Origin of the sequence: Shewanella sp. ZOR0012, from assembly GCF_000798835.1 — a bacterium.
Lineage (GTDB): Bacteria > Pseudomonadota > Gammaproteobacteria > Enterobacterales > Shewanellaceae > Shewanella > Shewanella xiamenensis.
Window position 1 is genome coordinate 4,471,701 of record NZ_JTLE01000094.1, and the last position, 25,328, is coordinate 4,497,028.

Genomic DNA, 25,328 nt, shown 5'->3' on the forward strand with positions numbered 1-25,328 from the left:
AAATATCCTCTCTGGCAAATCACATTATTTATCTTTTAGCTCCCTAGAATGGCTTTCATCAAACCAGTTTTCTGATTGATAAATAAAAGCAATTACTAAAGAGGAATTTATGATGAGCATTAATCGACGCCAAGCATTAACTCGTATTATCGGTATCAGCACAGCGGCAGCGGGCGCAACATTAATGGGTACGTCAGCCTTTGCGGCGACCAATGCCGACGGTCAATATCAATTAGCACTCGGCGAAAAACTCAAATACGCACCACTAGACCCCATGGCAACCGCTAAACTCGCCTACGAGACAGGTGGTGGCTGTATGCACCAAGTCTTTCACTCTGTCGTCACTATGCTAGCGCAATCTAATAGTGCCGATGCTGATAAGTTTAAAACTATCCCAACCGCGCTTGCTGGTTATGGTTTTGCAGGGGTTACAGGCCAAGGCACCTTATGTGGAAACCTCAACGCTATCGGTATGTTAGTCAATATCTTAGATGATATTAATGGTCAAAACAGCGCAGTGATTGCCAACACATTCCGTTATTATGAAAATACAACGTTACCTTTATCTTCCCCTGAATTTATTGCAGGCATAGGCTCAACCGCAGAAAAAACGGCTCTGGTTGGTAGTTCATCAAAAGCCATGAGCGTATTGTGCCACTCTTCTATTAGTAACTGGTCTAGGGCATCGGGCCTACCCTTTGCTAAAAAAGGTGAACGCTGTTATCGCCTATCAGCTTCCATGGCGTATTACCTGGTCGAACTGCTAAACCGTGCCCATCAAGGAGAGAATATCGGTGCCTTACCAGGTAGCAAACCTTCACTTGAGGCTCAGGATTGCCAAGTTTGTCATGGCAGCACAGGAACATTAGGCTCAGCAGCAAGCGTTAAAACGGATATGGAATGTACCACTTGCCACACTGGACATTTTAATTAAGGAGGCAGTGATGAAATACCCATTACTTGCGTTAACCCTAGCTTCGTTTGCCCTTGCTGGCTGTGGTAGTGACGATAACAACTCAGAGGAAATCACACCTCCGCCACCACCTCCGCCCGTCGAAAAAACCGTGAGTATTGACGAGGCGACGCAAATTAATCTGGCAGTAAAGCAATTTGATCCCAATACCGGCACGTTGTTATTTACATTGGCTGATGCGTCACAAGCGGCAATCACTGCGGCTAAAAACTACGATATTTACTATTTTGGCTTTCCTGACAAGAATAAATCGTCGTCAAATGCTAAAGCATGGAAACGTTGGCATGTCACTCAAAGCTATCGTTGCCAAAGCAAAGGTGAATGCAGCGGTAAATTAACCGAGGTAAAAAATGGTCAATATCAGTTTGAAATAGCAGGACTTGATTGGCAGCAACAGGACCCAAGTGGCGCCGTGGCGCAAATTAAAGTCGCGATTCAAATTTATGGTACCAAAGCCAATAATGAACTGACCTTAGTTCCAGTCGTTCCGTTGTAATCCTTTTCATCGACACCTTATCAAATAGGCATCCACCTCTAGGTTTGGATGCCTATTTTGTAATTAGCGACTACTACACGCCCATAAATTACCACTGGGCATAAATTTAATCAGGGTATAGTCATCAATACGATTAATATCCACAATCTGCATATTAAAGCTCATAGTTCCCAGCGCGATTAATGCAGCCCTTGAGCGCTGCACATCTTCTCGAATCGGCTCAGGGAGCTCTGTTTGCAGCAGATCCATTTTGATATTCGCTTGAGCTAAATCAAATTGATAGGTCATAGTGCCAATGTCAAAATGTTTAACCTCACCAGAATAGTTGATGGACGCAAGATCCTTATTATCAATGCCATAACTATAATCTAAAGTGGCCTTTTGCCCCTGCACTTGGACCGAAAGCGATAAAGAATGGCGCAATAATGACGAAGATGCATCGGAAAATGGTGGCTGGAATAACTGAGCATGACAATCTAAGTGTAAACTTTTATGGCTAACACTCTGCCCATATCCATATAGCAGCCCCCCCAATCCGAGCATAATGATTAACAGGAGTTGCCATGGTTTTAAACGGCTTAACGCAAAAATGCTGGATGCCATCTTAGCTACATATCCCCGCAAGTGTTAACCAATCAGGTTGCGATGTATCACTCATAAAATTGTCAGACATTAATTTTATCGTCTGAAACTTAAGCCCATTCTCACGGTTATCCCGTAAAATAAAGCTGATTAACTTGCGATCAATAGAAATATTCGCCGCCACAGATTGCCAAGGAAACACGGCACACGCTTCAATTTGCCCCATCATTTGTTCGACGAGGGACTTCATCTCCGTACAATAGTATTGCCCAGTGTAGAATTTAACTTCTGACGCCAAACCATTTGGCTTCTGGATCTGCTGGCTATAATTCGGTGCAATTTGCGTTGGATGGCTAATATGCGCCCCAATCCCACATAGAGCTATCAGGGTAACAAGTATGATCAATGCGAACTGTAACGGATTGATTTGATATGTTGGGGAGTCAAGTAGCTTATGATTAATCGACACTGATGAAGGATATAAAATAAACCCCTCACCCCGTACCGTATCGAGTAAAGAATATGGCTTTTTTCCTAATATAGAACGCAACCGCTTGATAACATCATCGAGAGTATCATCACACCGACGGGCCCCCTTAACATAGGATGACAATAACTGCGTTAATTCAAAGCGGGAAACCACCTTACCTCGATGCTTAGCCAATACGCTCAGTACTTGATATTCATCGCTACTCAGTATCCAGCGACAGCCAGAGGCATCGACTAACAAATGTTCTTGGGCATCAAACCAACAATCACCAATTTGCATCTCGGCTCCTAGCATTACCTAACTTGAAGCCGAGTATACAATTTGAACTTTAATAACGCAGTAATCCGAGGACATCTCCCCGCATCAGATGAATAATCTGTGAATTACATCAATAAAAAATTTAATGCTAAAAACAAACAAGGATACATTATGTTTCATTTGTTTTTAGAACATTGCAGCATTGAGCCACATATGTACTAAAATACTCGCCACATATCCCAACGCAATGACAGGAGTCCAACGTAAATGTGATCCGAAGGTGTAAATCCCCCTCGCCTGACCCATTAATGCTACCCCTGCCGCACTGCCGATGGACAATAAACTGCCACCCACCCCTGCGGTTAACGTCACCAGTAACCACTGACCTAAGGCCATATCTGGATTCATAGTCAACACCGCAAACATCACCGGAATATTATCCACGACTGAAGACAACAAACCGATGGCTACGTTGGCAAAGGTCGCATCCCAATGGGAATACAAGGCCTCAGAAACAAGACTTAAATACCCCATAAAACCAAGACCACCTACGCATAACACTACCCCGTAGAAAAACAGCAATGTATCCCACTCAGCACGGGAGATCCGATTAAACACATCGAACGGCACGACACTACCTAACTGTTGAAGACGCTGTTTATCCTGACGTAACTCCGCCTTTGCCCGTTCACGAGCAACGGAGCGATCAAAGGTTTTACGCAGGTAATAACCAAAGAATTGCAAGAAGCCAAGACCTGTCATCATCCCCAGTACCGGTGGCATACCAAGGAAAGAGTGAGCACATACTGCAGTAGCAATCGTCAGCAGAAAGAGCGCCACAATACGTTTAGCGCCAGGTTTAGTGTAAACCTGCTCTTTTTCAGGCTCAGGGATATAATGCGGAATAAATATACTCATAATTGCCGCTGGCACGACAAAGTTGACTAATGCAGGAATAAATAGATGGAAAAAATCGGCAAAGTGCACTAACCCTTTTTGCCATACCATCAAGGTCGTGATATCACCAAATGGACTAAATGCGCCGCCCGCATTGGCCGCCACCACGATATTGATACAAGCGAGGGTAATAAATTTTCGCTGTCCAGCCCCAACTTTCATGACCACAGCGCACATTAATAATGCGGTAGTTAAATTATCAGCCACGGGCGAAATAAAGAAAGCCATAAAGCCTGTCAACCAGAAAACGGTTCGTAAGCTAAAACCACGTCCCACTAACCAACCGCGAATGGCATCGAATAAATTACGTTCTTCCATGGCGTTGATATAGGTCATCGCCACCAATAGGAAGAGTAATAACTCGGCATATTCCAATAAATTATGCTTAAAGGCTGCTTCAGAGACCTCTGACATACCATTTTGCACATACACAAAACCTATCATGCCCCAAATAATGCCGGCTGCGACCAATACGGGTTTGGATTTACGCAGGTGCAGCGCCTCTTCGGCCATCACCAAAATATAGGCAAGTACGAAGACGCATACGGCAATATACCCCACTGATGCAGCGGTTAAATCGAGCCGTTCTGTTCCTTCGGTCATTGCCCAAACTGCTGGTGAGAATCCGCTCAATATTGCAACACAGAATAGGCTAAATAATGCCATTCCACTGTTTCTAAACCACCGCTGTAATTTCATCTAAATTCATCTCTGCAAGGGAAATCAGTTCGCAAATTACCATAGCTCGGGTTCTGTAAATTTTGATAAAACGCAACTTTCTATGCATTTCCCGATAACCAAAGGCACTTAGAACATTAATTTTTGTATAACTACAGACGAAACTAATAAAGATTTAACTAACTTTATTTCAAGTTAGTCTAAAAACAGCCAATAAAAAAGCACCTCTCGGTGCTTTTATGTTGATATCAATCACATTGATTAGAACGAATAGAGCAAGGTCATGTTGGTTTCGGTATCGGTGCTCTTTTTATTGTCCAGCGGCTCGCTGTTATAACGCACGATAATGGCAAACTTCATTGCCAAGGCGCCAATAATATTCGCAGTGAGTGAGGTTTCCGACCGCGCATCTAATTTATCACCATAGTCGGCGACAAAACGCTGTTGGAATTTAGAGGTTTCTGTGATTTCAGTTTCGAAGTTAATCACACCGTGGGCAACCACACTGTCATTGGAATCTGTGCCTTCTAACAGAGCTTGCTCTGAATCGAGGCGTTGATAGATATAACCGGGACCGATTTCAACATCTAAGAAAGTCTTGCTGGTGTCATAGAGTCTATGACCATAACCCGTCGCGCCAGATACTGTGTAGTCATAACCGGTAAAAGGATCAACTTCGTAGTTAGCGTTAGCAAATAGATAGCTGCGGTCAGTCATCTTATAGTTGCCTTGTGCCCCCGCTAAATAGCGCTTAGCCGTGACCTCGCCAGTATCCTCTTTATATAAACCTTCTAAAAGATATTGGTTTTCCCAATCACCTAATTCGTGTTTGAAGTTTAAGCGACCTTTGTAAGATGAGGTATCTGTGTTGCCTGTGGTTAAGGTTGCACCTAGCTCGGCTTCGCCTGCGAATGTTTTATCGCCTTTAACAAAATCGGCTCCCGCATTCGCCATAAATGGCGCCGTCATCAATAGTGCAGCGGTCAGTACTTTCTTCATGTTTATCCGTTCCTGTTCCGTTTAATCCCCTAAAAATCTGCGTAATACTAACATTTACGATTGAAAAATAAAAATTCATCGATTTTTCTATTAAAGCCAAGGCATCAATAAATCCCTTATGTATCACCAAATCCACATAAGCAGTTTAAAAATATGTCATGGAATGTCCATCATCATTAAACCTTAACAGAATAAGCAAAATCATATGTTTTTATCGAAACTTGAGGTCTAAAAACAACGCCACTATTATTTGCAGCTCTCTTGATATTAATACCAATTACTCATTAGATTTAAGGAGATACGCTGAGCACTGCCACCGTCCATTTTGCTCAAGGACTTGATAACGCAAGCCCTGATATTGCCACTCCAAGGGTAACATTGACGTACCACTATTTAGCTTCAGATAAGTTTGCGCATTCGCCCCCGAAAAGGTATCGACCCAAATCAGGCGATTTAACCAAGTGCAGGCTTTTTCTAACGGCTCTCGGCTTTGAGTCGTGGCGGTAATACTCTGCCACCCGTTATCGCTCAATTGTACTTGCAGCAAAATCTCTGCTGTTTCATCGTCAAAATACACAGGCACGGGCAACAAGTGCTTGGCTCTGTCTTCTAAACGATGACGTTGCTCAACCGCGCTGCCTTGGCGCAGTGCTTGCCAATGCGCTTGTTCCGCACTGCGACCAATTAGTAAGGGATGTGATAACACGCTGGCACATTCGCTTTCTTGCCAACTGCATTGGCTAAAGTAGTAGCGGGCTTTGTCTAAGTCGCGCTCGGTATTGAGGTAATACACGCCAAGGTTATATTGAATATCGCTATCGTAGGGATCGAGCTTAGCGGATAACTGCCAATAACGGCCGCCTAAGTTTTTATTTTGCTTAACTAACCCATTGTAATAAAGCGTACCGAGATTAAGGTAAAGCAAGGCACTTTCGTTGTCAGGAAGACAGCTTAAATACTGAGCCTCGGCTTGTTGATATTGCTGGCGCTGCTCATAACTCGCACCTAAGTTAACACACGCATCGGCACTGCCTTTGGCTATCGCACGGCGATACCAAGTTTCACTCTCAGCCAACTCACCAAGCTGCGCATAGCTGTATCCTAACTGATAGAGCAAGCTCTGCTGACTGAACTCGTTCAGTTTATCTACATCCGCATAGGCTCGATTAAACCATTCAATCGCTAACGGGTAATGCTGCGCCTGCGCACTGTAACTGCCGAGCAAATACGCTTGATATTCCACTGGATGGTGCCCAAATAACGCAATATCCAAGCTAGCACCCTGTTGTTGCAATAAGCTAAAAGCCTGCTTAAATGTAGGCGTATTTCTATCGAGCACAGACGGAAAAATAGCTTCTGTCTGTACGGCTGGCAAGGGATCTTCCGTGGCTTTTGCGGCATAGGTAAATCCATATAAGCCCACAAGCAGGAGCAAGCCAAACCTTAATTCCTGCCAAAGTGCATTACACCTCTTTATCACACCGAAAATCCCTGTATATAGTGGCTCTTAGTCAATATGATTCCAATACTCTGGCACTATATTGAATCATAAACTTGAACAAACTTTTTGATAATATTGCAATGTCGATCCAAATGTCCCGCTTGCATCAGACCCTGACCACCCAGTATTTTCAAAATTGTGTGCACTAATTGACTGCAATTTGACAGTATCACCATTAGCATTTGTACAAACGGTATCACAAAAATAACTATGCATATTACCACTATATGCATCTGAACAATATGACAACTCTTTTAAAAACCAAGGCCCCTTATTTCTCGATATAGTCCGTTGAGCTTCATTCTGACTGTTAATCTCGCCTAGTGTTTGCCTCATACTATTAATTGAATGTTTAACTAATCCTGCACCAATTAAAAAGGCCAATTCAAATTGCTTTTCTTTTATTTCTCGTCTAGCCTGCTCTTTTCTAATTTCATCGTCTCGCCTAATATAGAAATTGACAACCATAGGCACTATTTCCAGTTCTGTTTCTATTGGAGAATATTTTCCATTAAGCAAATTGCTATTCAAGAAGATTCTAATCACTAATGCAAGCTGAATATTTTCCAACTCACTAAGTTTACTTTCACTTTCACTAAGCTCTTGTAGCAGTAAAAAATAACTGTATGCATATGAAAAGTAATCTAGCCCACCACGATGAAGATATGCATTATCAATCAGATTAGAATCAAACAGCCTATCAATTGAATCAATCATTTCTTTTTCACCCGATACAATTGAAACAATATCATGATCCATTATTCTTGCTTTACTAGCATCAGCATCATAATTCGCATCAATTACTTTTCCCTTACTGATTAACACAGGATTAACTCTATACATAACAAGCAACTTCACAGAGGCTAAATTAGCCATTTTTATATCTTTATCTTTTATGCATTCTTTTATAAAAAAAGCCAACCCAGACTCAGTATCCAGTAATTTAAGTGCAGCATGCAAATCAGCTTCATCACTTGACCATTTATAGGCATTACGGTAGCCACTTGCAGAGTTTTGTTGTCGATAAATATGAATCAAACGGTGCTTTATTTCTTCTGCCTGATGAGAATCAGGATATTTTAAAAGAATATTACTTAATGCTTCAACATCATCACTCACCAAAATATCTTCATGCAAATTAATAACATCAGCTTGCTTATCTTGCTGTGTTACCCCGTCCATTGAATGCTGACTAGAGCACCCACTTAGCATCAAAGTAAAAATTAAAAAGATATTTTTGTACATGTGTTCCCGCCTTAAAACGGATTATTAATAGTGATGAGTTGTCATCTTTTTAGGATATGTAGGCACACCACGCTGAAAAACCTAACGCTGCAAATCACTTTGTTCATATAACTGCCATAGTGTTAGGCAAGGCGCTTTACCTTGATAACAGCGCAAGCGATGTTGATTTTTGGCAGAAATTGGCACTGGCTGTGATTCACGCGTCTTCTGCTGTAAGTAGGCTAGGCTGCGCTGCATGATGGCTTTATCGTCAGGGTAGTAATCAATATCGTCGATTTGCTGCAACCGCGTTTCGGCGTACGCCACGGCCTCGGTTTTATCTAAACCAAACAGCGTAATAAAGCCCAAATACTCATCGATATGCGCAATGATGTTGTCTTGCCATATGCGGGCATCGAGCAGTTCAAATCGGAACACCTGCGGCCACACCTTGGCGGCACTTTGCACATCACCGCGCGCAAGGTATTGATCGATTTGATGCTCTAGCAGCAGAGCAAAAAAGTCATCAATCACAATGCCTTTGCCACCACCATTGTCGGTAAGGTAAATCGGCACAGCATCGAGGGAGTCATCATTCTTGACCCGCATCGCCCATTGCAAGCAGTGATTATCGCTTGGCCAATCCGCCCACGGCCACCAAGGCTGGCTCGCTTTTAGCTGATGATCCAACTGCTGAAACTGCTCAAGCTGTTTTGCCATCCGGTTTTTCAGCCAAGCACTGAAGGTGATGCTTTGCTCTGCAGTGCTGCTTTGCAATAGCGTTTGCAACTCGCCACGTAAAAAAGGCCGATCCTGCTTAAAACGAAAGCGTTCGTTCAGTAATGCAAGGCGACTTTTAAGATAGTCCTGCTGTGAAAACTCATTTTGATTTTGCAGCACTTCTTGCAATAACAGGTTATCGTAAGCGAGATAAGGCAAGGGCCAATAGTCTTCACCTTGGCACAGTGCCAGCGCATACTGTTTCTGCGCCCGAGGGATGAGACGGGCGTACTCGCCCTCTTTAAGGTTTAAATAATAAGGCACTGGCATGGGAGATAGTGGATCACTATCCCCCACTATTACCGCACCACGCTCTAGCATGCTCAGCGCGTAAACCACAGCGCCAAGCAGCAATACGCCAAGTAACACCAATCCAAGCTGTATTGTTAGTTTCACTCGCAGCATCCGCATCTACTCTGCCTTTTTACCCCTTAAAATGCGCTACAAAGACGCACAGCCAAAGCCAATCACTGTCCAACACGCACCAAACGGACGCGGGGGCCGTTGTACTTACTGTAGTAGACGTAACCATCACTGAAGCCAACGTACCACGCACGGTCACTATAGCCTGCATAGGGCGAAGACGACCAGAAAACACGGCTAGGGGTGTTTGGAAAGGCAATGATATTGATTTTGGGATTGTTATATTCACTGCCATTGCAGAAGCCATTTGTATCAGTAACATACTCACCATTGGGGCGTACAGAAGGCTTACGCCCTGCTGGGCATTGCACCAGAGTATCCAACTCATCGACAGTTGGTACTCGCCAGTCGCTGTGGCCAGCATAGCTAAAACTTTGCGCGGTTTTCAGTGCCTCATTCCAAGACATTTCCATGGACAAACCTGCACAGGTGCTGCCTGTCCATTGCTGCCCAAGACTGCAACGCATCCAGATAAGGTTGGTTTGGGTATCGGTAATGGTGCCATTGCCGTTATCTCGATAGCGTCCATCAATAAGGGCTTTAGCTGGAGCGCTGGCAGGCTTGGGGGCAGTATTATTAGCATATTGGGCTTGGCATGCCTCAGTGATCGCTTTTACGGCGGCATCATGGGTAATGCCCTGCAATTTTTCGGCTAAACAACTAACATAATCACTGGCCTGCACCGGTTTTGATAAACACAAAAAACCGCACAGAGATAAGAAAAATAATACGGTCAGGGTTCGTTGACTACTCATAAGCGATCCTTGTTATTAATTAGGTTTTGGCTACCTTTTAGCTGGTGAAATAATCCGCAATATCTACCACCAGCAACGCCAAATCGTTTGGGTATAGCGGCTAAGCGAAAACACTCCATAAATCTCCCCAAAGGTCAGCGATGGCAGCAACCGCAACCACGCCTTAATCGCCCCGCGCCACTGGGTTTGGGTAAAACCTAGGTAGCGCGGGGAGCGTTTAGGCGGCTTAAGTAGCTCAGCTAAGCTTGCCGTTTTAGTCATAGCAATCACCACAGGGCTTTAGTGGCTGGCGATAAGGGCAAAAGCACCAAAAACCAATCACTGTCCGGCTCGCACCAAACGGACGAGGCTGCTGCTGCCCTTATGGTTGAAGCTGACGCCACCACTGGCGAAGTTGACGTACCACGCGTAGCTACTACTGTATGTGTATGTACTGGGCGAAGACGACCAATACTCAGCTGATGGCGTATTGGGAAACGCTTGTTTATTAATCGCAGCCACGCAGCGGTATTCGACAATCGAGGCAAGCTCATTTTTATTCGGTAAGCGCCAATCTCTGAATCCTGCCAAGCTATGTTGCGCGGCGGCCACTAAGGCCTGTTCCCAAGTGTAGGTTCTTGCCTCGCCAGTGCAATCGGTGCCATCCCAGCTTTGCCCGAGGCTGCAGCGCTGCCAGATAAGCCCGGTGGTATGGTGAGTAACGGTACCATCACCGTTATCGCTAAAATCCGTGCTTGGCGTAGTGGCTGCGATAGCCGTGTTTTCGCGACCTTCACATAAGCTGCTGGCATGGGCGTTCACGCCCAGCAGCAGCGCCAATAATACCCAAGCCCGTGGCCAGTAATGATTGATTGTCCGCATAATATCTATCCTTTATCACAAAACATTTCACGGCGGCGGGCAATAGCAGCCGCACAATGGAAGAGGATGCGCAACGCCCGTGAGACAACTGAGCCAAATAACGCATCACCTCTCCTTATTTGCCAAAAACCTATTACTGTCCGGCTCGCACCAAACGAACGTGGAAGTCGTAGAACTTAATGCCGTTGCCGACGCGACCATAGCCGAAGTTGACGCTCCACGCGATGTTACCATTGTCGGCATCGGGCGATGACGACCAATACCGACTCGAACTCCCATGTGGAAAATAGCTTTGCTCTATCGCAGGTTCAATGCGCCCATTATGGACAATGCTAAGTAACTCATTGACCGACGGCATACGCCAATCGCTGGCACCACATAAGCCTTGGCTATTAACCGCATTAACAAAGGCTTGAGTATCACAATCACTGCCTTGGCAGGTGCCACCGTTTTGCGTGCCAGCATTACCACCATTAGTGCTGTTATCGGGGTTATACCAGCTGTAGGTATAGTTGGCATCGCGTAGGCCGCCGCTGCCCGCGGGTTGTTTGACTTCCCAAATTAAACCTGTGTGGTTATCGCGCACGCAACTCCATTCGCTGGCGCTTTCGGGTAATGCGTTACCGCTGTTATCGAGCTTGGTAAAATCAAAGCCTGCCGCGCCACCACCGACTTTTTGCAACTGGCCGTTGCGCGCAAGCGCATCGCGGCCATACTCGGCATCTTGGCCCTCATAACCTTGTACAGGGCAATCCAAGTAGTTATTGCTACCATCGGCGCACCAGTCGATGCCAGTATCATTAAGTTTGCCGGTGGGCTGGGCCACTCTGCGGGTAACGAGTTGCACTTGATTACTTAAGGGGCTTTCTTTATGTGCGCCTTGGGTGGTGGCGACCATAAAATACTCGGTATCTGCCGTTAAACCGGTAAAGCGGTACTCAACTGCGCCTTTTACCGATGTGCGCCTTGCCCCTTTTAAACTGGCGTAGTTGGCAATATCGTTTAAGTCGGTAAAGCTTTCTTCGGCGAGATACAGATTGACTGCGCTGCTCTGTTCAATATTGCGCCAATTGAGGGTAATGCTGGCGCTGCCATCGGTTTCAATTTGATAACGCGGTTGCTCAAGCATTGGCGTACGTAGGCGCTCACCCACCGCAACTGTTTGGCTGACCGTGGTTTCAATCCCCGCTTGGGTGACAACGGTTAAGGTAACGGTAAAGCTACCTTCGGCATAGACATGTTCGACCAAGGTAGAACTGGTTTCTAACACCGCTGAGCCATCACCAAAGTCCCAACGATAGGTGACAATCGGGTCAAGATTGGACTGCACTATTTGGGAGACATCAAACCCAATCACATAGCCACCGTTATCGACGGGCATTTGCACTGTGCCAAAACCGACATTGCTTACGGCTGGCACAAAACTAATTTTGTGGGTAATCGCGTTAGTGGAGTGGCCATCAATTAGAACCAATACGGGTTTATCGCCCTCACGATAAATATGTTGGTAGCTGATCAGCGCCTGAGCATCACTTAGCTCGGGTTTTAACTTGAGGCTATTTGCTAATTTATCATTGTCTTCATAAATGGTTGCACCTGACTTAGTGCCATTAAACCAAGTATTAGCATACCAATCGCCAGCGCCACATCTTGTATCGTAGGCGTCAGCCATTGATGTATTGGCTATTTGGTAATCGACATATTTCAAGTCGTTTAATAGGGTGCGAGTACATAAAAAGCGGCTGGCATAGCCACGCTGATTGGTGTCAATAATCTTGGCTTCATAGAGAGATTGAGGCGGCACATTACCACTCATTAACCAAGGTGAACGAGTGGTATCGAACATATTTGGGCGTGAGAGTGCAACCTCAATATCCAACTGCTCAAGGTGTTCTAAAGCAATAACCGTATCTTTAATCACATTGGTATTACTGAGTTGCTTAACTAATTCACGCGCGCCATTATTTGCCACACGATAGATATCCACACGGCTTTGCATTGCTCCTAGCGGGTTTAATTTGCCGTCGACCAAAGCAACTGACATTTTGCCCGGTGCCCAAGCTAAATCCCAAAGAAAAGGCAATAGCTTGTTGGCAATGCTGTTACCAATGGAGACCCCTTGGCTAAGTTTGCCAGTGACATGATAAATATGTGCTCGGCCATCACTTCCCGTCATGCGTTGCAGTGCGTATTTAGCTAATATGGTTGCACCGTCGGCCCCGTCAAAAACTTGCTCCGCCATTTCGGCGCTGGCTTCTACGCCAAGCTCAAAAATCGTGCTGATCATTTTTTGCGGTTCGGCTTTAAGATCTTGATAAATATCGCTCGAATTTAGTACTAACGAGGAAAGCAAAATCACGACTCGCGCTTGGTTTAGGTCCTTAATTTGAGCTTCAAGGGATGTAATGATCTCCTTTTGCCCCTTTGCTTGCGCGATCATTAATTGTTGCCGTAATCCCTTTTGATAAGCGGCTAATGCTTGCCCGACTGGCTCCATAATATATTTAGCAATAATGATTTCGGCCGTCTTCGGATCAGCACCTTTGAGGCTTTCGGTGAATTTTTTAGCGCCAAATTTGATTAACTCATCATAGGAATCACCTGACACTTTACCTGCATCAATGTCGGCTTTTAATAATCGCTGGTATTGCTGCTTTAAGGTGCCTTTTATTGGTGAGTCATCATCCACCTCACCGGTAATAACTTGCAGTTTTTCGAGTCCCGTGAAAATGATTTCACTGTCGTGTAGGGTATATTCCAGCCAAGGGTAATCGGCCGCATTAATATTAGCAGCATCAACAAAGTTGCTAAGGATATCCCGTGAAAGTTTTACATAGTCAATAAAATCAGCGTATTTATTCCAAAACTTTTGATCTCTTGCATTTCTGACATAATCGGCAAAATGGGCAAACCTATCCAATGATTGTTGAAACTGGTTGCGTTTTTTAGCTGTAGATATTGGCCCCCCAGTGACGGTATTGGCGGCAATATCAACAACCACTAACGTATTTAATGCCAATAGCGCGACCATATCGGCAAAGTCTTCTCCTTCCATGCTTTCATTATCATTATACTCATTCACCAAGCCCACTAAACTAATGCCTTTGAGGGTCAGCTCAGCATTTTGCCAACCGTTAGCCGTTGGCAGTACCTTAGGTAATTCAAGCTCAGTGCTTTCGTATTTCCGCTGCGGCAGCTTTAACTCAACCTTAGGGAAAAAACCATCGAGTTCAAGATCGGCCACATCAAAGTCGATACGTTGACTAGAAGCACTCACTAAATGACGCCCCGTTTGGTATTCGGTTTTAGGATCGTAACCGCGCAATAAATAATAGGTGAGGTAACCGCTATTAACGGTCAATTTGCCTGAATCATCTAAGGTGAAATTAATATTGTCATTTAAACGGTACTGCGTTTGCGCTTGTGCACTTCCCATTGCCATGGTGATGGCAAACATACCGATACTGGCTGCGACTTTGAGTTTAAACCCTTTCATCCTTATTCTCCCGCCACCAATAAACCATCAACATTTAAAGAACTGGCAATGCGCTCAGAAATGATCGCCGCCACTGCGCTACAGCTTCTATCCATTGGGCAAGGATTACCGTTTTGTAACTGCTCGCTAAGCTCACTCACTAATTGCGGGAAGGTTTGATGCGCGCGTATACGGCGGTTGAGTTCAGCTCGGTCGGTAAAATCAGCACCGTAAAAATGGTTGCTGCTTAAAACAAATACCACTGCGCTGCTTTCTACCGTCACCTCAGTGGTTGGTTGATTGGCGAGTTTTAGCCCTAGCATTAAAGGCTCGCCAGTGTGATCAATTAGCGTTAACAATTGATTTTGCTCGGGTAACGTGGCGATACTTGCTTCGGCTAGGTTGTTATCGAGGGATTTGGCGTAGGCATCGTTTACTAAAAACAAGGGTTGTTGCTGTTGCTCAGGGCTTAAGGCTTGAGTACCTATCTGTACATTGGTGAAATTTGCCGCTAATGCAAAATGGGCTTTTATGCTGCAATCAGCCGAGCCACTTTGGATAACATAGGTATTCTCCTTTAAGGTGCCATCGCAGCCACTCACTGTATCGACTCGATAACCTGGATTAGGCGTAAGGGTAAAAGATGCGCTTTGACCATGGTTTACCAGTTGGCTTTCAGGCGAAATAATCCCTCCCTCACTCGCACTGGCGGTAACGGTATAAGCAACAGGGGTAAAGCTAGCGTTAACCGTACAAGCACTCGTCACTGGTGAGCTGGTATAGGTATTGCCGCTTAAGTTTCCCTCACATCCCGTCACATTGGCGATGATAAAACCCGTTTGTGGGGTGAGAGTAAATTGCCCTTGCTGACCATACTCTAGTTGCAATTGCGTCGGAATAATCTGGCCGTTGCCCGTGATCTTTGTATCTATTTGATAGCGATTACGCGTAAAAGTGGGGGTAATTTGGCAACTTTGCTGCACATTTTTAACCTGGTAAATATCGCCTTGTCGCTCACCATCACAGCCAGTGATCTGGTCAATGGAATAGCCAGGATTGGCGCTAATCACAAAGCTGGCTGAACCGCCTTTGTTGAGTTCAAGCTGTACGGGCAGTATCGAGCCGCCCTCTGAGGCGACCGAACTGATAGTGACCCGAGTAACGCCACCACCATTATCCGGTTGCTCTGGTGAAGGATTAGCCCCTGCGTCATCTCCGCCACAGCCAGAAAGTACGCCACTGAACATGGCAAACAAGGCTATTGAAAATGCCTGTGTAATTGGTTTTTTCGCTCGAATCACGGTTATTCCCTTTTCTGCTTTATCTGTTATTGCCAAGCCAAAGTCCACCAAGTGCTATCGTGATACTCAACAGCCCATTGACATTGAGTATTGAAATAGCGGTCTCTCGCGATAACAGATTAACGACTGAAAAATAAAGAACTTGTATGTGAACTCAGCGGGGGATTGAACGCAATCACCTTGGCGTATTAGTCCGAATAGTTGGCGTAAAAGTGCGAATAAATAATGCGGTTTAGGTGTCAGCCTTTTGTTTTATGCTTATTTCTTTCTTGTATTGATGACGTTAAGATAGGCGCGCATTTGTAGAAAAATGGATACTGAGCGGATATGCGTCAGTTAGCCGCGTGTGATTGATGTATGGGTTACGGCGTATTGAGAAGGCGTTAGCATGTTTGCTGATTTTACGGTTTTCAGTTGGGTATTGTTCGTTATCTCCGCGCTATGCCTCATCCTTGCCGGGGCAACACTTAAAATCCGTTATCAAGCGGTCACGATTTGGTTTATTGGGCTGCTGCTGGCTTACGCGATTCAAGCCTTTGGTTATGCTTTTGAACTGACAAGCCATGAGCTAGATTCAATTAAATTTTGGCTCAATATTGAATTTGTAGGTGCCTGCTTTATTCCTACCTGTGTAGTCTTGTTTGCGGTGAGTTATCAGACCCGAACCTCGCCACCTTTATGGTTAGTGAGCAGTTTGCTTTCGATCAGTGCCATAGTGCTATTAGGCCAATTAACCAATGATTTGCATGGGCTAGGCTTTAATATTGTCGGGCTAGAAAAAGTGGATAACATCACTGTCACGACCAATCATTTAGGATGGCTGTACTTAGCTTATTCGCTCTATATTCATTTGGCCGTTATCGTGAGTGTGATTATTTTTATCCGCTGCATGCAAAATACACATCCAGTATTAAGACCACAGATTTTACTCATTCTGGTCGGCATTACTTTAACTTGGCTGAACTATATTTGGACGCTTTTTGGCAATACTCCCTACGGCCTTGATATAGGTACTTTTGGTTTTATCTTTTGTACTATCGCCTTTGCGATAAGCGTGTTTCGTTATGACTTAATTAAACTCACCCCCATTGCACGGGATCAAATATTTCACCAAGTTGAACAAGGTTATATCGTGATTGATGAGCAATCGCGCTTAATTGACTATAACCCAAAGGCAAAAATCTTCTTGCCAGCACTATCGACGGGGAAAATAGGTCAACCATTAAGTAGTTTTATTGACCCATCGCTAGTGGCTGATAACCAAACTAAGGTGATCAGATTAAACGATGGTAAAAGAGTCCAAATACAGCGTTCACTCATGGGAAAAGACGCCGCCATGGCGATTGGCAGTGTGATTATGCTGTCCGATGTCACCGAAAAAGAGCAACTGCTCGAAGAAATGGAAAGAATCGCCAATACCGACTCATTAACGGGCTGCCATAACCGCCATGCATTACATTGCCGACTTAAACAACAAATTATTGAAAGTCGCCACCAGTTAACGCCGCTTTCTATTGTTGTATTGGATATTGTCGGCTTTCGTAAAGTGAATGAAGTTCACGGCTATACTGTTGGCGATATGCGCCTAAAACAGCTAAGCCATATCCTCAGTCATCACTTACCCAGTGATGCCATATTAACTCGTTATATTGGCGATATTTTTATTATTATTTTACCCCGCTATTGGTTAGAGGATGCCAATCAACTCGCGCTGCAACTAGCAGATAAAGCCAAACAACTGACCTCACTTGCTATCAGCACTTTTTGTGTTCAACACCTCTCTGAAGAAAGCGATCGACAAGTTATTGATCGCCTCTTAGGTGAGGCCATGCAATTAAAAAAACTTAAGCCAAGTTTGGCGGTTTAGTACTGGCATCCTTTTTAAATTGGCTGGGCGTTACCCCATATTCCGCTCTAAAGACGCGGCCAAAGTAATTTTGACTGGTAAAACCTGCATAGTAGGCCGCTTCTTTAACGCTGTGCCCTGCGACTAAAGCATCCTTAGCGATTTGTAATTGGGTTTGCTTTAAATATTGAGAATATGACAAGCCAAATACGCTTTGTACCCGCCGCTGCAATGAGCGGCTACTGGTATGAAACTGCTGTGCAACAAACTCAACCGTCAATTCCTGTGTGGTAATGTGCAGATCAATCACCCATCTTAAACGTTTAGCGAATTGTTCATCGAGGCTTTCTGTTGTGCTTAGCACAGGTGCAGAAGAGGGTTCTTGCACAGAATTTGTGGCTAAGGAAAGCGATAACATTTGCTGCTGCACAAGGCGCCTATTTTCAATTAAAGCATTTAACCTCACCACCAATAATGCGGGATCGCTGTTTTTGCTGACATAATCATCAGCATAACACTGCCATGCCTGTAAGCGCTGCTGCGGATCATCAACCGCAGTTAACATCACAAACGGAATAGCGGCATATTCAGGCTGATGTTTGAGTGTTGATAACCAACTGGCCGCATCGCCATCACTTAACTGGGTATCGCACAGGATTAATTCTGCGCCCTGTTCATCTAACTCATATTGCGCTCCTTGCCATGTTTGGCAAAGAGTGAGCCGAAAATCCGCCGCTAAGTGGTAATAAAGCCAATCCATAAACTCTGGTTCGCTCTCGACGATCAATATTTTAGCTTTGCTTTCATCGGCAATATGGTGCTTTAGATATCTGAAATCCGGCGTAAATAGCGGTAATTCATAGACAGTCGCTGGTAGGCATAGCGTATATTGCGCTATTGATTGTGAGCTATGCAGGCAACAGAGTTCCCCTCCATTTTCTTCCACCTGTTTTTTTAGCAGCAGGTAGCTGTCATCGGCATATTCTTCCCGCTTAGCCTCGACGTTACCCGTTAAGGTTAAGCGAAGCCCTTGCTGTGACTCTATCTCAAGTACATAGCCAGCTAAGCCTGTCGATTGTCTGACGTCCTGACAAAACTTATTAAAGACTTTTTCTAACAGTTCGAGATGGGTTTGAACAAGCAGATCGGGGATTTCACTGATATGAATGGGTAAAGGTTGTTGGCTTTTTGCCTTTTCGAAACTTAACTGATTTTTTAGCCAAGGTTGCAACAAAAATGGTGAGGATAACATCTGGCGAGATGACTCATTCCACTGCTTTGTACTCTCGAGTAACTGATTGATTCGCAGCAATAGTACATTCATCTCATCAGTATGGGTCTGAGTGTTGGCAATATAGGGTGCTAACCAAGTGACATTTTTTGTTATTTCAGTAAATAGCTGACTAAAGGTGCGCTGTTCACATTCACGTTGTTGCCTAAGCGATTGTATTATTTGATTAGCCTGAGTAAGTTCAGTCTGAAATGACTTCACCTTTGCTTGGTAAGTTATCGTGAGTTTGACTAGATAAACACAAAAAACCAAGATGCTTAACAGCAACAGAAACCCAAAAAATGAGGACAACAGTACTTCTCCAGACATTCCATTCAACAAATCGATAATTTAGCTCGGTTATTGTGAAGATTTTTCGACTATTGGCAATCCAATTGACTCGATCAAAATCACATAACCCCACCAAAGATACTTAACATACAAAACCCAAAGCCAACATAAGTATCAGAAAAAAACGCATTCAAGTTATAATAAAAAGTAGCTAACTTATTAAAGTAAAATAAAAAAGCCCGCTAATCAGCGGGCTTTGAAAAGTGATTTAAAGCTTACAGATTGATCTTAGGATCTAAGGCACCTGATTGATACGCTTTGTACATTGCTTGTAAAGACAAAGGCTTAATCTTAGAAGCTTGACCCGCACAACCAAAGGCTTCGTAGCGAACGGTACAGATGTCTGCCATCGCTTCCATAGAGGCTTTCAGGAACTTACGTGGGTCGAACTCGCTTGGGTGTTCGGCCAAGTATTTACGTACTGCACCAGTAGACGCTAAGCGCAGGTCGGTATCGATGTTCACTTTACGCACGCCGTGTTTGATACCTTCAACGATTTCTTCTAATGGCACACCGTAAGTTTCAGGAATTTGACCACCGTATTGGTTGATGATTTTAAGCCATTCTTGCGGCACTGAAGATGAACCGTGCATCACTAAGTGAGTGTTAGGAATGCGGGCATGGATTTCTTTGATGCGGTCGATACGCAGTACATCACCCGTTGGTTTACGGCTGAACTTGTATGCACCGTGGCTAGTACCAATTGCAATCGCTAGCGCATCAACATGGGTATCGGCAACAAAGCGTGCCGCTTCTTCTGGGCTGGTCAGCAGTTGATCGTGGCTCAATACTCCTTCTGCGCCCACACCGTCTTCTTCACCGGCTGTACCGGTTTCTAAGCTGCCTAAACAACCGATTTCGCCCTCAACAGACACACCACACGCGTGGGCGAATGCTACGGTTCTGCGAGTTACATCAACGTTGTACTCGTAAGAAGCAGGGGTTTTACCATCGGCCATTAATGAGCCGTCCATCATTACTGATGACATACCTAATTGGATAGAACGCTGACAGATATCAGGGTCAGTACCATGGTCTTGGTGAATACAGACTGGGATATCGGGATACTGCTCAAGTGCAGCCGTCATCAGGTATTTTAAGAATTGTGGACGCGCATATTTACGCGCACCCGCAGAGGCTTGCACGATAACAGGGCTGTCGGTGGCTTCTGCGGCCTGCATGATGGCGCGCATTTGCTCAAGGTTGTTTACGTTGAACGCTGGCACACCGTATCCATGCTCTGCCGCGTGATCGAGTAGTTGTCGTAGGGAAATTAACGCCATTTTTTTAACTCCAATAATAGGGTGACTTCACATTAACGCTGGGTCACCGAGGTCGCTATCGTTTGGATGGATTTTTATGCTCAATCGCTCTAGTGATGTGTAAATCCCTTTAGAGAAGGAGCGGTTTTTTTATAATTTTTTATCATTTTTGTGCTGTCGCGGCGCAGTGCCGCGACAGCGCAATACCTAACTCAATGTTAGGCACCGCGTTTTTTCAACATAGCTACAGCGGGTAACTCTTTACCTTCGAGGAACTCGAGGAAAGCACCACCACCAGTAGAGATGTAAGAGACTTTATCGGCGATACCGTATTTATCGACCGCCGCTAAGGTGTCACCACCGCCAGCGATAGAGAAGGCTTTAGAATCAGCGATAGCTTGCGCGATACGCTTAGTGCCTTCACCGAATTGGTCGAACTCGAACACGCCCACAGGGCCGTTCCATACGATAGTGCCAGCAGACTCAATGATTTTCGCTAAGGCTTCGGCGCTGTCGGGACCGATGTCGAAAATCATGTCGCTATCGCCTACTTCATTGACCGCTTTTAAGGTCGCAGCAGCTGTAGGGCTAAACTCACCCGCAACAACCACATCAGTAGGCACAGGAATGTCGCCACCGCGGCTTTGGGCGTTCGCCACTAAGCGCTTAGCTTCATCAATTAAATCCGCTTCGTATAAGGATTTACCTACATTGTGGCCCGCCGCAGCGATAAAGGTATTGGCGATACCACCGCCAACCACTAATTGATCCACAATACCGGATAAACTTTCTAGCACAGTCAGCTTAGTTGACACTTTAGAGCCGCCAACAATTGCCACTAATGGACGCGCTGGATTATCTAACGCCTTACCTAAAGCATCTAACTCTTGGGCCAGTAATGGACCAGCACAGGCGATTGGCGCGTATAAACCAACGCCATTGGTTGAGGCTTCTGCGCGGTGAGCCGTGCCAAAAGCATCCATCACATACACATCACATAAGGCTGCCATTTTCTTTGACAGCACTTCATCGTTTTTCTTCTCGCCTTTGTTAAAGCGAACGTTTTCAAACACAACCACTTCGCCTACCGCAACTTCAACGCCGTCTAAATAGTCGGTCGCTAAACGGACGGTGCAAGACAGGGCTTTGGCCAAGTAATCGACTACAGGTTGCATGGAGAATTCACTGTTGTACTCACCTTCGGTTGGACGACCTAAGTGAGACATCACCATTACCGCCGCGCCTTTAGCAAGGGCTAACTCGATAGTAGGGAGTGAGGCACGCAGACGTGCATCACTGGTGACGACGCCGTTGCTGACAGGCACATTGAGATCTTCACGAATAAGCACTCGCTTACCTTGGAGATCTAAATCTGACATATTGATAATTGCCATGGTAACGCTTCCTTTTATAATCAAAAAACAAACTGGTTTTTCATCAATCGGTTAGTGTAGATGGCGATTCGGCACTCGACATCCCGTCGAATTGACCACTACGCTTTAACCCATTGGTATCAATTCTTATCTTCAGCTTTGTTTAGCTGCAATCATCGCCAAACTGGTATCTAACATGCGATTGGCAAAGCCCCACTCGTTATCGCACCACAGCAGCAATTTGACTAACTGCCCAGCGCTTACTCGAGTCTGGGTGCCATCGACAATACTGGAGCGCGGATCATGGTTAAAATCACAGGATACCAGCGGCTCGTCAGTATAGCCTAAGATGCCGTTAAATCGTCCATTGGCGGCCAATTCTAACACTTGATTGACGGTCGCAATATCCACTGTTTTATCTAATGTTACCGAAAGATCGATAGCTGTTACGTTGATCGTGGGAACACGCACCGAAATCGCCTCAAATTTGTCCTTCATGTGCGGCAAAATCCGCTCAATACCGCGGGCAAGTTTAGTATCAACAGGGATAATTGACTGACCCGCCGCTCGGGTGCGGCGTAAGTCATCATGATAGGCATCAATCACTTGCTGATCGTTCATCGCCGAATGAATGGTGGTAATCGCGCCACTTTTCACGCCAAAGTGTTTATCCAGTACATCAATCACAGGCACGATACAGTTGGTGGTACAAGAAGCATTAGAGACCACGGTATGCTCGGCGCGCAGTAATTCTTGATTCACACCGTAAACGATTGTGCCGTCGACATCGGCCGATGAAGGATGACTGATTAAGACTTGTTTGGCACCCGCGTGGATATGGGCCTCGCAGCTTTGTCGATCTAAAATGGCACCTGTCGCTTCATAGACGATATCGATGTCCATCTCGCGCCAAGGTAGCTTGGCTGGATCAGGTTCATGGAGAATTTTGATGGCGTCATCGCCGATCAGCATCTGATCATCGACTAATTTGACTCTGGGCTGAAATCGACCGTGGGTAGTATCGTACTGGGTCAAATGGACAATGGCTTCAGGCTTAGCCAACTCATTGATTGCGACAATTTGGATTTGCTGGCGTTTTCCGGACTCATATAAAGCACGAAGGATTGAGCGGCCAATACGACCATAACCATTGATTGCGACTCGGATCATTGAGGTCTTTATTTCCTCTTAACAATACTGCATATACAAAAACGGCCTGCAAACGATTGCAGGCCGCATTATACAGATTAACCTTTCAAAAGTTTAACCTTTTGTCGGTAATCCCATCACCTAAACAATTAGCCTAGTGATTTTGCAGCGTTCAGCACATTTTCAACGGTGAAACCGAAGTGCTTCAGCAGCACGTTGCCTGGCGCAGACTCACCAAAAGTAGTCATGCCCACAACTGTGCCTTCGAAACCAACATACTTGTACCAGAAGTCAGTATGGGCCGCTTCGATAGCAATACGTTTAGTTACGGCTTTTGGCAGTACAGATTCTTTGTAAGCAGCATCTTGCTTATCAAACTCAGTGTTTGATGGCATAGATACCACGCGAACTTGTTTGCCTTGTTCAGTCAGGGCCGCAGCAGCTTCTACCGCCAATTGCACTTCACTACCAGTAGCGATCAGAATGTACTCAGGTGTACCTGCACAGTCTTGCAGTACGTAAGCGCCTTTTGCCACATTGGCTAATTGCTCAGCAGTACGTGCTTGAGCCTTCAGGTTTTGACGGCTGAAGATCAGTGATGTTGGAGCATGGCGACGTTCGATAGCCGCTTTCCACGCTACTGCGGTTTCAGCCGCGTCACATGGGCGCCATACCGCCATGTTTGGCGTCATACGCAGGTTAGCTAATTGCTCAACGGGTTGGTGAGTTGGGCCGTCTTCACCTTGACCGATAGAGTCATGGGTGTAAACGAAGATGTTTTGAATTCCCATCAGTGCAGACATACGTACAGCGTTGCGTGCGTATTCCATGAACATCATGAAAGTCGCGCCGTAGTTGATGAAACCACCGTGCAGAGACACACCGTTCATGATGCCGCTCATACCGAATTCACGCACACCGTAGTACACGTAGTTACCCGCTGGATCGTCTTGAATCCCTTTAGAACCTGCCCACAAGGTGAGGTTAGAACCCGCTAAGTCTGCTGAGCCGCCTAACAGTTCAGGCAGCATAGCGCCAAAGGCTGCAATCGCGTTTTGTGACGCTTTACGGCTCGCAATACCTTCGCCTTTGGCTTGGCATTCTTGGATAAAGGCTTGTGCTTTGGCTTCGAAATCGGCTGGTAATTCACCTTTCAGTACACGGCGCTCGTATTCGCTTGCCAGTTCTGGGTAAGCTTTCGCGTAAGCGGCAAACTTATCGTTCCATGCCGCTTCACGGGCAGCTCCCACTTCTTTAGCATCCCAACCAGCGTATACATCGGCAGGGATTTCGAATGGCGCATGTGGCCAGCCTAAGAATTCACGGGCTGCGGCGATTTCCGCATCACCTAATGGCGCGCCGTGGCAATCGTGGCTGCCAGATTTGTTTGGCGAACCAAAACCGATAATGGTTTTGCAGCAGATCATGGTTGGTTTGTCGGTGACCGCTTTAGCCGCTTCGATAGCAGCGCGAATCGCATCGCTATCGTGACCATCTACGTTAGCAATCACGTGCCAGCCGTATGATTCGAAACGTTTTGGCGTGTCATCGGTAAACCAGCCTTCAACATGACCGTCGATAGAGATGCCGTTGTCATCCCAAAATGCGATCAGTTTGCCTAAACCTAAGGTACCAGCCAGAGAACACGCTTCGTGGGAAATACCTTCCATCAAGCAGCCATCGCCGAGGAAGCAGTAAGTGTAGTGGTCAACAATCTCGTGACCTTCACGGTTAAACTGTGCCGCTAAGGTTTTTTCTGCAATCGCCATACCCACAGCGTTGCTGATCCCCGCACCTAATGGACCCGTGGTGGTTTCAACACCTGGGGTGTAACCATATTCTGGGTGACCTGGGGTTTTAGAATGTAACTGGCGGAATTGCTTCAGCTCATCCATTGGCAGATCGTAGCCAGTGAGGTGTAATAAAGAGTAGATCAGCATAGAGCCGTGACCGTTAGAGAGGATAAAGCGGTCTCTATCTACCCATTTCGGATTGTTCGGGTTGTGCTTAAGGAAATCATTCCACAGCACTTCAGCAATATCTGCCATGCCCATTGGGGCGCCTGGGTGGCCTGAGTTTGCTTTTTGAACTGCATCCATACTTAACGCACGGATTGCGTTGGCGAGTACTTTACGGGAAGACATGCTCTCTCCTGCTTAATTTGTGGGGTCTAGCGGGCAATTTGGACGCATATTTTCCCCTACATAGCGAAGCGACGCAAACGAAAATTCATCACAATCTCGCCTTACCATCGCCAATAGAACTTTTTGCGATAAAAAATGGCTTAAGGATGAACTATTCAAGCCAATGATTCGTAGTTTAAG

The 25,328-nt window shown here is 45.5% G+C and carries 20 protein-coding genes; 3 read left to right on the plus strand and 17 right to left on the minus strand.

Features of this window, described 5'->3' with window-relative positions:
• The first annotated feature begins 112 nt into the window (after positions 1-112).
• On the plus strand, positions 113-934 hold the full coding sequence (locus L976_RS21260) for a hypothetical protein (protein WP_037414755.1): 822 nt from the start codon (positions 113-115) through the stop codon (positions 932-934).
• A 10-nt stretch (positions 935-944) separates the two neighbouring features.
• Positions 945-1,469, plus strand: a complete 525-nt coding sequence (locus tag L976_RS21265) for a hypothetical protein (protein WP_047539838.1) — start codon at positions 945-947, stop codon at positions 1,467-1,469.
• A gap of 63 nt (positions 1,470-1,532) precedes the next feature.
• Here L976_RS21265 and L976_RS21270 read toward each other — a convergent pair whose 3' ends face one another.
• The 12 genes from L976_RS21270 to L976_RS21325 form a co-directional block, all read right to left on the minus strand.
• Positions 1,533-2,072 (minus strand): hypothetical protein, encoded by a 540-nt coding sequence (locus tag L976_RS21270; protein WP_047539840.1) that lies wholly within the window; start codon positions 2,070-2,072, stop codon positions 1,533-1,535.
• Position 2,073: 1 nt separating this feature from the next.
• Complete coding sequence (locus L976_RS21275; protein WP_047539842.1) at positions 2,074-2,820, minus strand: winged helix-turn-helix domain-containing protein; 747 nt, start codon at positions 2,818-2,820, stop codon at positions 2,074-2,076.
• A gap of 165 nt (positions 2,821-2,985) precedes the next feature.
• Positions 2,986-4,455 (minus strand): sodium:proton antiporter NhaD, encoded by a 1,470-nt coding sequence (gene nhaD, locus L976_RS21280; protein ID WP_047539845.1) that lies wholly within the window; start codon positions 4,453-4,455, stop codon positions 2,986-2,988.
• 240 nt (positions 4,456-4,695) lie between these two features.
• Positions 4,696-5,433, minus strand: coding sequence for a DUF481 domain-containing protein (locus tag L976_RS21285; RefSeq protein WP_037414718.1), 738 nt, complete (start codon positions 5,431-5,433; stop codon positions 4,696-4,698).
• Positions 5,434-5,710: 277 nt separating this feature from the next.
• On the minus strand, positions 5,711-6,913 hold the full coding sequence (locus L976_RS21290) for a tetratricopeptide repeat protein (RefSeq protein ID WP_231570530.1): 1,203 nt from the start codon (positions 6,911-6,913) through the stop codon (positions 5,711-5,713).
• Between the two features lie 66 nt (positions 6,914-6,979).
• On the minus strand, positions 6,980-8,179 hold the full coding sequence (locus L976_RS21295) for a hypothetical protein (RefSeq protein WP_047539847.1): 1,200 nt from the start codon (positions 8,177-8,179) through the stop codon (positions 6,980-6,982).
• A gap of 81 nt (positions 8,180-8,260) precedes the next feature.
• Entirely contained in the window at positions 8,261-9,334 is a 1,074-nt protein-coding gene (locus L976_RS21300) for a hypothetical protein (protein ID WP_047540870.1), read from the minus strand.
• 71 nt (positions 9,335-9,405) lie between these two features.
• Positions 9,406-10,116, minus strand: coding sequence for an Lcl C-terminal domain-containing protein (locus L976_RS21305; protein ID WP_047539849.1), 711 nt, complete (start codon positions 10,114-10,116; stop codon positions 9,406-9,408).
• A gap of 63 nt (positions 10,117-10,179) precedes the next feature.
• Complete coding sequence (locus L976_RS21310) at positions 10,180-10,377, minus strand: hypothetical protein (RefSeq protein WP_047539851.1); 198 nt, start codon at positions 10,375-10,377, stop codon at positions 10,180-10,182.
• 57 nt (positions 10,378-10,434) lie between these two features.
• Positions 10,435-10,977 (minus strand): Lcl C-terminal domain-containing protein, encoded by a 543-nt coding sequence (locus L976_RS21315; RefSeq protein WP_047539853.1) that lies wholly within the window; start codon positions 10,975-10,977, stop codon positions 10,435-10,437.
• 133 nt (positions 10,978-11,110) lie between these two features.
• Positions 11,111-14,473, minus strand: a complete 3,363-nt coding sequence (locus tag L976_RS21320; protein ID WP_047539855.1) for an Lcl domain-containing protein — start codon at positions 14,471-14,473, stop codon at positions 11,111-11,113.
• A gap of 2 nt (positions 14,474-14,475) precedes the next feature.
• Positions 14,476-15,753 carry an InlB B-repeat-containing protein gene (locus L976_RS21325; RefSeq protein WP_047539857.1) on the minus strand — a complete coding sequence of 426 codons (1,278 nt, stop codon included), beginning with the start codon at positions 15,751-15,753 and terminating at the stop codon, positions 14,476-14,478.
• Positions 15,754-16,141: 388 nt separating this feature from the next.
• Here L976_RS21325 and L976_RS21330 point away from each other — a divergent pair, with 388 nt between their 5' ends.
• Complete coding sequence (locus tag L976_RS21330) at positions 16,142-17,620, plus strand: histidine kinase N-terminal 7TM domain-containing diguanylate cyclase (RefSeq protein WP_047539859.1); 1,479 nt, start codon at positions 16,142-16,144, stop codon at positions 17,618-17,620.
• Here the strand turns inward: L976_RS21330 and L976_RS21335 are convergent.
• The 5 genes from L976_RS21335 to tkt form a co-directional block, all read right to left on the minus strand.
• Positions 17,598-19,091, minus strand: coding sequence for a response regulator transcription factor (locus L976_RS21335; protein WP_231570531.1), 1,494 nt, complete (start codon positions 19,089-19,091; stop codon positions 17,598-17,600). The genes L976_RS21330 and L976_RS21335 overlap by 23 nt on opposite strands.
• 344 nt (positions 19,092-19,435) lie before the next feature.
• Positions 19,436-20,503 (minus strand): class II fructose-bisphosphate aldolase, encoded by a 1,068-nt coding sequence (gene fba, locus L976_RS21340; protein WP_011071213.1) that lies wholly within the window; start codon positions 20,501-20,503, stop codon positions 19,436-19,438.
• 197 nt (positions 20,504-20,700) lie between these two features.
• Complete coding sequence (locus L976_RS21345) at positions 20,701-21,876, minus strand: phosphoglycerate kinase (RefSeq protein WP_047539863.1); 1,176 nt, start codon at positions 21,874-21,876, stop codon at positions 20,701-20,703.
• A gap of 132 nt (positions 21,877-22,008) precedes the next feature.
• On the minus strand, positions 22,009-23,025 hold the full coding sequence (gene epd / locus L976_RS21350; protein ID WP_037429458.1) for an erythrose-4-phosphate dehydrogenase: 1,017 nt from the start codon (positions 23,023-23,025) through the stop codon (positions 22,009-22,011).
• Positions 23,026-23,153: 128 nt separating this feature from the next.
• Positions 23,154-25,148, minus strand: a complete 1,995-nt coding sequence (gene tkt / locus L976_RS21355) for a transketolase (RefSeq protein WP_047539865.1) — start codon at positions 25,146-25,148, stop codon at positions 23,154-23,156.
• Between the last annotated feature and the right edge of the window lie 180 nt (positions 25,149-25,328).

Excerpts from the sequence above, each read along its gene's own strand:
- L976_RS21315 (WP_047539853.1), bottom strand. The coding sequence starts at position 10,977 with ATGCGGACAATCAATCATTACTGGCCACGGGCTTGGGTATTATTGGCG.
- L976_RS21330 (WP_047539859.1), top strand. The coding sequence starts at position 16,142 with ATGTTTGCTGATTTTACGGTTTTCAGTTGGGTATTGTTCGTTATCTCC.
- L976_RS21310 (WP_047539851.1), bottom strand. The coding sequence starts at position 10,377 with ATGACTAAAACGGCAAGCTTAGCTGAGCTACTTAAGCCGCCTAAACGC.
- L976_RS21345 (WP_047539863.1), bottom strand. The coding sequence starts at position 21,876 with ATGGCAATTATCAATATGTCAGATTTAGATCTCCAAGGTAAGCGAGTG.
- L976_RS21275 (WP_047539842.1), bottom strand. The coding sequence starts at position 2,820 with ATGCAAATTGGTGATTGTTGGTTTGATGCCCAAGAACATTTGTTAGTC.
- L976_RS21285 (WP_037414718.1), bottom strand. The coding sequence starts at position 5,433 with ATGAAGAAAGTACTGACCGCTGCACTATTGATGACGGCGCCATTTATG.
- fba (WP_011071213.1), bottom strand. The coding sequence starts at position 20,503 with ATGGCGTTAATTTCCCTACGACAACTACTCGATCACGCGGCAGAGCAT.
- L976_RS21295 (WP_047539847.1), bottom strand. The coding sequence starts at position 8,179 with ATGTACAAAAATATCTTTTTAATTTTTACTTTGATGCTAAGTGGGTGC.
- nhaD (WP_047539845.1), bottom strand. The coding sequence starts at position 4,455 with ATGAAATTACAGCGGTGGTTTAGAAACAGTGGAATGGCATTATTTAGC.
- L976_RS21320 (WP_047539855.1), bottom strand. The coding sequence starts at position 14,473 with ATGAAAGGGTTTAAACTCAAAGTCGCAGCCAGTATCGGTATGTTTGCC.
- L976_RS21270 (WP_047539840.1), bottom strand. The coding sequence starts at position 2,072 with ATGGCATCCAGCATTTTTGCGTTAAGCCGTTTAAAACCATGGCAACTC.
- tkt (WP_047539865.1), bottom strand. The coding sequence starts at position 25,148 with ATGTCTTCCCGTAAAGTACTCGCCAACGCAATCCGTGCGTTAAGTATG.
- epd (WP_037429458.1), bottom strand. The coding sequence starts at position 23,025 with ATGATCCGAGTCGCAATCAATGGTTATGGTCGTATTGGCCGCTCAATC.
- L976_RS21305 (WP_047539849.1), bottom strand. The coding sequence starts at position 10,116 with ATGAGTAGTCAACGAACCCTGACCGTATTATTTTTCTTATCTCTGTGC.
- L976_RS21265 (WP_047539838.1), top strand. The coding sequence starts at position 945 with ATGAAATACCCATTACTTGCGTTAACCCTAGCTTCGTTTGCCCTTGCT.
- L976_RS21260 (WP_037414755.1), top strand. The coding sequence starts at position 113 with ATGAGCATTAATCGACGCCAAGCATTAACTCGTATTATCGGTATCAGC.